We start from the raw sequence: 8,910 nt of genomic DNA on the forward strand, positions 1-8,910 counted from the left end.
GTCGGGGCCTACGGGACCGGGCGCCCGCCGCCGTCGCGGGCCGGTTCCGGTCCGTGCAGGCCGATCTCGGTGGGGGCGGGCCAGCCCGCCGGCCAGGCGCGGCGCAGCAGGCGGCGCCAGGCGCGCGGGTCGGTGGGGGCGTCCGGCGCCAGGGTGAGGTCCACGCGCGGGCGCGGAGGTCCGCCGGAGGGGGTGGGGCGGCCCAGGTCGAGGGTGACGTGACGGACGCCCGGCAGGGCGGCGAGGGCGGACACGGCCTCGAAGAACTCCACGCGCCGGCCCACCCAGTCGTAGGTCTGCTCCACGGTGCCCAGCAGCCGTACCCGGTCCCGGTCGTCGATCCAGGCGCGGAACCGGCCGGGCCGCGGGTCGCCGGAGTGGCCCAGTACCCCGGGCACGCCCCGCGGCAGGGCGCGGCCCCCGGTCGTGGTGACCCGGAAGCGCAGGCCGGGAGCGGGGTGCGTGAGCCACAGGCCGAGGGGGTCGTCCGCGTGCCATGCACAGCTGCCGAGCGGGCCCAGCACGGGATCACGCAGCTCCAGTCGCAGCGCGCCGCCGGTCCGGGACAGTGCCGCCGTCTCCCGTGTCGGCCGGAAGTCCTCGACCGGCCCGGTGACCGCACCGCACTCCTCGCCTCCTGCCGCGGGCGCCGTCAGATGGCTTTCCATCAGCGTGGTCAGCGGAAGGTCCGGCCGGGCCGTGGCCTCGGTCAGCAGCCGCGTGTAGCCGGCGGCGAGCGAGTCCGCCGCGGCGGGCGACAGCACGGCCGTGGAGAAGTCGAGCCGGCCGTACACCGCCTCGCCCTCCCGGCGCAGTTGGAGGATCAGCTCGAAGGAGCGGGTGGAGTTGGGGGCGAAGAAGTCCCACTCCGTCTCCACCCCGGGAACGTCCCCGAGGTCGGTGGTCACGGCCGGGTACGAGACCCCGATGCGGTCGAAGGCGCCCTGGGTGACGTCGACTCCGTGGCGCTGCCGCAGCTCGCGCAGAACCCAGGAGAACGGCACCCGCCTGAACCGCCGCACCACCTCCAGCGCGGCACGGCACACGCCGATCAGTTGACGGAACGTCACCCCGGGAGGTACCTCGACCAGGCAGGGGACCACGTTGACCTGGAGCCCGATGTGCTCCCGGGTGCCGGGCAGGCTGGTGTCCACGGGGATGCCCAGCACGAAACGCTCGTTGCCGTACTCGTGCAGCCGGGCGGCCACACCGGCGAGGAGGCCGGTGAACAGGCTCGCTCCCGCCTCCCTCGTCAGTGCGCGCAGCCGGGCGCCGGTCTCGGCCGAAAGGTCGAAGCGGGCGGTCGGGTGCACCGGGGCCGCGCCCTGGGCCGTACGGACGTCGTCACGCGGCAGCGACAACCCGGGCAGGCCCGGCAGATCCGCGTCCAGCCAGTACTCCAGCACCTGGGCCAGCTCGGCGTCGACGGGCGGATGCACCGGCAGCGGGTGCGGACCGTCCGGCGCCGGGGCGGCGCCCTCCCGCTGCCGCCGCAGCGCCGCCAGGAACTGCCGGGCGAAGACGAACTTGGACCGGCCGTCGAAGGCGATGTGGTGCACCCCGACCACCAGGGTGCACCGCCCGGGCCCGTGCTCCAGCAGCCAGAACGCGATCGGCGCCGCACCGGTCAGGTCCCAGGGTCCGGTCCGCTCGGCGCGGTACCAGCGGCGGGCGGCGGCCTGCTCCTGCCCGGGCCCGGCGGTCAGCGGGACGCGCGCGAAGCGCAGTACCGCCTCGACCGGATGGACGGCCATCCGCACCGCCGGTCCGCCGGCCACCACGAGGCTGCGCAGCTGCGGGTGCCCCGCGCAGACCGCGGCGCAGGCCGTCCGCACCTCCTCGGCCGTCACGGGGCCCCGGAGGAGCACCGAGAAGAACCCCCCGTTGACGCTCTCGGGGTGCAGCAGTTGCTCCAGCCACATCGCCTCCTGGGCCGGCGACAGCGGCACCAGCGGAGGCTCAGCCGAGAAGGGTTCCGCTGCCGGCGAGTTCACGTCGGGCGACCTTTCCGCTCGCGGTCAGGGGAAGCTCCGGGACGTGCCAGAACCGGACCGGCACCATGTAGTCGGGGAGCTCGGCGGCGCAGGCGTCCCGCAGCCTCGCCCCGTCGATCTCCTCGCCGGCGCCCGGCGCGAGCACGACGTAGCCGTGCAGGGCGACCGATCCGGCCCGGCCGGCGCCCACGACGGCGGCCCGGCGCACCCCGGGCACCCGGCCCAGGACCGCCTCCACCTCGCCCGGTTCCACCCGGAAGCCCCGCACCTTCACCTGGTCGTCCAGCCTGCCGACGTAGTGCAGGAGGCCGTCCTGCCTGCGGACGAGGTCGCCGGTGGTGTAGCAGCGACGTGTACCGCCGTCCCGGTGGGGCAGTTCGCGGAACCGGCGGCGGGTGAGCTCGTCGTCGCCGAGGTAGCCGAGGGCCAGAGGGCGCCCGGCTACCACCAGTTCGGCCTCCTCGCCCTCCGCGAAGGGGCGCAGCCGCCCGTCGTCCGCCACCCGCAGCAGCTCCGCCGACGCCACCGCGCCACCGAGGGCCGGGTGCACCGGCCAGCGGCCGGGGTCCCCGGCGGGCAGCCGGTACTCCGTCACGACGTGGGTCTCGCTGGGGCCGTACTGGTTGACCAGAGTGGCGTCCAGGCCCGCGAACATCGCCCGTACCTCCTCGTTCACGACCAGCCGTTCACCGGCCGTCACCACCTCCCGCAGCGCTCCGGGCCGGCGGCCGGTGACCGGAAGCGCGACCGCCAGCGCGTGCAGCGCGGTGACGGGCAGGAAGGTGCGCGCGATCCGGTGCTCCTCCAGGCAGCCCGCCAGCAGAAAGGGGTCGCGCCGCTGTTCGTCGTCCAGCACCACCAGCTCGGCGCCCGCCGTCCAGGTGGTGACCAGTTCCTGGAAGCTCACGTCGAAGCCGACCGAGGCGGCATGGGTGGTCGCCGGAGGCCCGGGAAACGACCAGCGGCCGCGGTGCCAGTCGGCCAGGTCCGCGAGGACCGCCGGCGGCACCGCGACGCACTTGGGCGTGCCGGTCGAGCCCGAGGTGGCGACCACATAGGCCAGCGGACCGGTGCGCGCGACGGCGGGTCCCGAACCGAGGACCCCGGGAACCGGCACCTGCTCCGCTTCGACCGGCGGCTCGGGGACGGCGGGGTCCCGCAGGACGAGCCGGGTCGCGGAGGCCCGGACGATCCGGTTCAGCCGCTCCACGGGCAGTGCCGGGTCCAGCGGGTTCACCGCGGCGCCGGCCCGCCAGATGCCGAGCACCGCGGCGCAGCGCCACCAGCCTCGGCCGGCCAGCAGGCCCACCGTCTCACCGGGCCCGACCCCGTGTGCCACGAGCCCGGCCGCGATGCGGGCCGAGAGTCGGCCCAGGTCCGCGTAGCGGTACCGCAGGCCGTCGTGGACGACGGCGGTCCGGTGGGAGTGGCGGGCGCAGGCGCGCACCAGGGTCTCCACCAGGTCCGTACGGGCATCCGCGGGCATCACAGGCTCACCGTGACGCCGGAGGCCAGCCAGTGGTGGAGCTGGACGGCCGCCTCGATGCTCATCCGGGTGACGCCCGCGCGCAGGCCGCAGGAGGGGTCCTCGAGCACCGACTTCACCCGCTCGGGCTCCAGCAGTTCGTTCACCGGGTTCGCGGGGTCGGCCACGACGGCCCGGAGCTGCTCGCGCAGCGCGGTGCGGTAGGCGGGGTCCTGGGCGGTGGGGAAGGGGGACTTGCGGCGGGCGAGTACCTCCTCGGGCAGCAGGTCCCGTACGGCGGCCCGCAGCAGGCTCTTCTCACGGCCGTCGGCGACCTTCATCTCCCAGGGGACGTTGTAGACGTACTCGGCCAGCAGGTGGTCGCAGAACGGCACCCGGCCCTCGACGGAGGCGGCCATGCCCAGCCGGTCCTTGCGGTCGAGGATGACGCGCAGGTAGCGGGTCATGTTGAGGTACGTGATCTCTCGCATCCGGCGCTCGTGCGGCGTCTCGTCCCCGGTGAGGGGAACCTCGGCGAGCGCCGCCCGGTAGCTCTCGCGTTCGTGTCCGGGGAAGTCCAGGCGCCGGTGGAGGTCGCGGCGCAGCAGGCCGGACAGGAACTCCATCTGGTGCGAGGCACCGAGCCAGGGGAAGGTCTTCGCCCGCACGTAGTACGGGTCGTGGAACCACACGTAGCCGCCGAACAGTTCGTCGGAGCCGTCTCCGGTCAGGGTGACGGTGGAGAACCGGCGCACCTCCTGGGAGAGCCGGTACAGCGACACGTACATGTCGAGGCCGGCGACGGGCCGCTCCATCGCCCGCACCACCTCTGCCTGCCCGTCGCGGTCGGCCAGGTGCTCCCGGTCGATGAGCAACTCCCGGTGCTCGGTGCCCAGATGGGCGGCCGTCTTGGCGACGTAGGGGCTGTCCGGGGAGTCGTGCACCTCGTCCGGGCGGAAGTGATCGAGGTGGTACGAGAACTCCATGGAGAAGGTCTTCAGCGGCTCGGCCCGCCCGCCGCCGGCCAGGACCCGGCCGGCCAGCGCGCACACGGCGCTGGAGTCCAGTCCGCCCGAGAGCATGGAGGAGATCGGCACATCGGCGGCCACCTGCTGCCGGACGACGTCCTCCAGCAGCTCGCGCACCCGGTGCTCGGTGGCGGCCAGGTCGTCCCGGTGCCGGGCGGGGGTGAAGTTCCAGTACCGGTGGCGCCGAAGGCCGTCCCGGCCGAACCGGACCACCTCGCCGGGGATCACCTCGCGCATCCCCCGGAACGGGGCGTGGCCCGGGGTGGGTGTGAAGGACAGCGCCTCCAGCAGCCCGGCACCGTCGACGACCGGTTCGATCGCACCGGTGGTGAACAGCGCCTTGGGTTCGGAGCCGAAGGCCAGGCCCGTCGCGGTGTCGGCGTAGTACAGGGGGTAGATCCCGAACCGGTCGCGGATCAGCACCAGTTCCTCGCGCCGCACGTCCCACACCGCGAAGGCGAACATGCCGCGCAGCCGCTCGGCGCAGGAGGGGCCCCACTCCTCGTAGGCGCGCAGCACCACCTCGGTGTCGCTGCGCTCCCGGAACCCGTGGCCGCGGCGGCGCAGTTCGGCGCGGAGCCCGTCGGCGTTGAACACCTCGCCCGTGTAGCTCAGCACCACCGTGTCCGCGCCCGTGGCGTCCGTGGCGACCATCGGCTGCCGCCCGCCCTCCAGGTCGACCACCGCCAGCCGCCGGGGCACCAGCAGCGCCCGGGGGGACACCCACTCGCCGACCGCGTCCGGCCCGCGCAGTGCCAGGGCGCCACGCATCGCCGTGAGCAGCTCCGGGCGCCGGGTCAGGTCGTCGTCGAACGAGATCAGACCGACTATGCCGCACATGAGTTGCCAACCCCCCGGGCTCGATTCCTCCCAGACAGTAGGGGCAGCGGGCCGTCCCACGGGGCCCTGTGACAGCTTCCGGCCATGTGCCGGACTGCGGCTTGCCACCAGGGCGGACCGACCCCGGCATCACGGCCCGAGGAGCACGGCGGTCACCGGGCCGGTGCCGGGCGGACGGCGGACCGCCCGCCCGGGTCGCGGTCGCGGTGACCGCTCGGGTTCGGCGTCAGGCTCAGCGCGCGGTGCGCGTGTGGACGTACTCCACGAGCCGGGTGAGCGCGTCGGGGTCGGTGGACGGCATCACGCCGTGGCCGAGGTTGAAGACATGGCCCTCCAGACCGGCGGCCGCGTCCAGCACCTCACGGGTCTTGGCCTCGACGGCCTCCCGGGGGGCGAACAGCACGGTCGGGTCGAGGTTGCCCTGGAGCGCCTTGCCCGGGCCGACGCGGCGGGCGGCCTCGTCCAGCGGGACGCGCCAGTCGACGCCGACGACGTCCGCGCCGGCCTCGCCCATCAGGCCGAGCAGCTCTCCGGTGCCGACACCGAAGTGGATGCGCGGGACGCCGTACCCGGCGACGGCCCGGAAGACCTTCGCGGAGGCGGGCAGCACCGAGCGGCGGTAGTCGGCGGGGGCGAGGGCCCCGGCCCAGGAGTCGAAGAGCTGGACGGCGCTCGCGCCCGCCTCGATCTGCACCTTCAGGAAGGCGGCGGTGATGTCGGCGAGGCGGTCGAGGAGGTCCGCCCACAGCTCGGGGTCGCCGTACATCATCGCCTTGGCGTTCTCGTACGTGCGGGACGGGCCGCCCTCCACGAGGTAGCTCGCGAGGGTGAACGGCGCGCCGGCGAAGCCGATCAGCGGGGTCTGCCCCAGCTCCTTGGTGAGCAGGCCGATCGCCTCGGTGACGTAGGGGACGTCCTCGGGCGTGAGGTCGCGCAGCCGGGCCAGGTCGGCGCGGGTGCGGATGGGCTCCTCGACGACCGGGCCGACGCCGGGCTTGATGTCGAGGCCGAGGCCGATGGCCTTCAGCGGGACGACGATGTCGCTGTAGTAGATCGCCGCGTCCACGCCGTGCCGGCGCACCGGCTGGAGGGTGATCTCGGTGACCAGCTCCGGGCGCGTGCACGACTCCAGCATCGGGACGCCCTCGCGCACCTTGCGGTACTCGGGCAGGGAGCGCCCGGCCTGCCGCATGAACCACACGGGGGTGTGCGGCACCGGTTCACGCCTGCACGCCTTGAGGAAGGCGGAGTCGTAGGTGGCGGTCGGCGGCTGGTGGCGGACGGGCGTCTCGTTGGCACTCACGGGGGCAAGTCTCGCACGGTCCCGGGGACGCCACCGTCGCGGGCCGGGGGCGTGCGAGCCGCGGCCCCGGGGGCGCGACGGCCGCCGTGTGCGGGCCCGGACGCCCCCTGGGGTACGGAGTGATCGGCGAGAGACCCCCCAGGGGCGGTGCCGCGTCCCGCGGCGGGGTGTCTTGCCCTGCACGAAGGCCCGGTTCCCCTTAATCTTCCCGGCATGGCTGCGGCTCAGGGACGACTGTCGGACGGCGCTGGCGGAATGGACGACGAGAAGGAGGGGGACGGGCGTGAGAACAGGACGGATCAGGCTCCGCTGCCCTTCCGGGCCGCCGTCGAGGCACTGAAGGCCGCGCGCGTGCGGCCGCAGGTGGAGATCGAGCAGGTCCCGCCGCCCCAGCGCCTGGCGCCCTTCGCGTACGCACTGGAGGCCACGGTCGTCGACGGCGAGCAGGACCTCGCCGACGGCCGTCTGGTGCTGCTGCACGACCCGGCCGGGCACGACGCCTGGCGCGGCACCTTCCGGCTGGTGACCCTGGTGCGCGCCGAACTGGAGCCGGAGATGGCCGCCGATCCACTCCTGCCGGAGGTGTGCTGGTCCTGGCTGACCGGGGCGCTGCAGGCGCGGGGTCTGTCCTACGGCGAGCCCAGCGGCACCGTGACGCGGGCGAGCTCGCACTACTTCGGCGGGCTGTCGGCGCGCCCTGCCGCCTCGCAGATCGAGATCCGCGCCTCCTGGACGCCGCTCGAGAGCCTGGGCGGGGCTCCCGACACCGGCGCCCACCTGGGCTCCTGGTGCGATCTGCTGGCCCAGGTCGCGGGCCTGCCGCCGGCCGGGCCGGGTGACGCGTCCGTGGTGACGCTGCCGCAGAGACGCGACCCGCAGTCGCGCTGAGCCGAGCATCCCCGCACCTCACACCCCGCAGCCCGTACCTCCGCGCTCCAGCGCCCCCGCGTCGCAGTCGTCGCGTCTTACCGGCCCCTTGCCGTGTCTTTGTCGATACGACCACTTTCGGGCACGTATCGCCGCCGAACGACCCCGAACGGCCCCGACTGAACCGATTCGGCCTTCGGTTGATCGACAACATGTCCGAATTGCACGCATTGGTACTCACCAGATCGTGATCATTCTCTAAAGGACAACAGGTTTGCTGCCGAAGACGACTGTGACCTTGCAAGCACGGTTTTCCCGGCTTCCTCCCCACAAGCCGGCCCCGTCCCCCCCCCACCCCCCAGGAGGCCTGGTGTCCGTTCTCCTCGAGCAGCCCTCAAGCCTGGTCGCCTACCGCCCGAACAAGCCGACCGCCATGGTCGTCGTGGCGGACCCGCGCGTCCGTTCCACCGTCACCCGTCACCTGTGGGCGCTCGGAGTCCGTGACGTCATCGAGGCGTCGTCCGTCGCGGAGGCCCGTCCCCGCATCGGCAACCCGCGTGACATCTGCGTCGCCGACGTCCACCTGCCCGACGGGTCCGGACTCACCCTGCTGTCCGAGACCCGTGCCGCCGGCTGGCCCAACGGCCTGGCCCTGTCCGCCGCCGACGACATCGGCGCCGTCCGCAACGCCCTCGCGGGCGGGGTGAAGGGCTACGTCGTCACCGGCACCCGCACCAACGTCGGGCTCCCCACCCGACCGGGCGCCGCCCCCATCGGCGCCGCCCGACTGCACCGCCGTCCCCCGGGTGCCCCGAGCCACCCGGGTGGCTACCGAGAGCTGTCGGGGCGCGAGGTCGAGGTGCTGCGGCTGGTCGCCGAGGGCCAGTCCAACAAGGCGATCGGCGTCTCGATGGGCCTGTCCGCGCTGACCGTCAAGAGCCACCTCGCCCGTATCGCCCGCAAGCTCGGCACCGGCGACCGCGCCGGCATGGTCGCCGTCGCCCTGCGGACCGGAATCATCCACTGACCCCCGGGTGACACCCGGGCCGCCCGCCCGGGCCGCTCCCACCGACCCCCGGACCGCCCCTCGACTACTCCTCCCCTCCCGGCTCCCCGCGCCCAGCCGCCCCCGTTCGCCTCCCCTCCTCCGCCCTGACCCGCGCCCCATCCCCCACCCGCCGTCCCCCGTCCGCCCCACCGTCACCCGTCCGCCGCCCTGTTCACCCCTTTTCTTCGTCCGGTTCCTCCACCCCGCCGCGCCCCGCCCCGGTGAAGCGCCGGCCCCTTCCCCCCGTACCGGTCGTGAACCGGACGTGTCACCGACCTGACCGGTTTGCGACCCCCGGCGCCCGCCCCCCGCACCGTCCCCGCGCCGGCGCCCGCCCACCACCCCAACACAAGGCCAGTGCCCGC

Annotated in this window: 6 protein-coding genes; 2 read left to right on the forward strand and 4 right to left on the reverse strand. The window is 74.3% G+C overall.

Annotated features, from left to right (window positions below; translation table 11 throughout):
* Positions 1 to 8: 8 nt before the first annotated feature.
* The 4 genes from R2S09_RS11325 to hemE form a co-directional block, all read right to left on the reverse strand.
* A complete protein-coding gene (locus R2S09_RS11325; protein ID WP_316740717.1) occupies positions 9 to 1,949 on the reverse strand; it encodes a condensation domain-containing protein in 1,941 nt (646 codons plus the stop codon).
* A 10-nt stretch (positions 1,950 to 1,959) separates the two neighbouring features.
* The gene (locus R2S09_RS11330) at positions 1,960 to 3,480 is read right to left on the reverse strand and encodes an AMP-binding protein (RefSeq protein ID WP_316740719.1); all 1,521 of its coding nucleotides are present in this window, start codon (positions 3,478 to 3,480) and stop codon (positions 1,960 to 1,962) included.
* Complete coding sequence (gene asnB / locus R2S09_RS11335) at positions 3,480 to 5,327, reverse strand: asparagine synthase (glutamine-hydrolyzing) (protein ID WP_316740721.1); 1,848 nt, start codon at positions 5,325 to 5,327, stop codon at positions 3,480 to 3,482. Before asnB ends, R2S09_RS11330 begins: the two co-directional genes overlap by 1 nt.
* 232 nt (positions 5,328 to 5,559) lie before the next feature.
* A complete protein-coding gene (gene hemE / locus R2S09_RS11340; RefSeq protein ID WP_316740723.1) occupies positions 5,560 to 6,630 on the reverse strand; it encodes a uroporphyrinogen decarboxylase in 1,071 nt (356 codons plus the stop codon).
* Between the two features lie 213 nt (positions 6,631 to 6,843).
* Here hemE and R2S09_RS11345 point away from each other — a divergent pair, with 213 nt between their 5' ends.
* Positions 6,844 to 7,518, forward strand: a complete 675-nt coding sequence (locus R2S09_RS11345; RefSeq protein WP_316740724.1) for a DUF3000 domain-containing protein — start codon at positions 6,844 to 6,846, stop codon at positions 7,516 to 7,518.
* A gap of 349 nt (positions 7,519 to 7,867) precedes the next feature.
* Positions 7,868 to 8,524: a response regulator transcription factor gene (locus R2S09_RS11350; RefSeq protein WP_030179617.1), complete on the forward strand. Its 657-nt coding sequence runs from the start codon at positions 7,868 to 7,870 to the stop codon at positions 8,522 to 8,524.
* Positions 8,525 to 8,910 lie beyond the last annotated feature (386 nt).

Source organism: Streptomyces sp. MK7 (assembly GCF_032658145.1).
Taxonomy (GTDB): Bacteria; Actinomycetota; Actinomycetes; order Streptomycetales; family Streptomycetaceae; genus Streptomyces; species Streptomyces spiralis.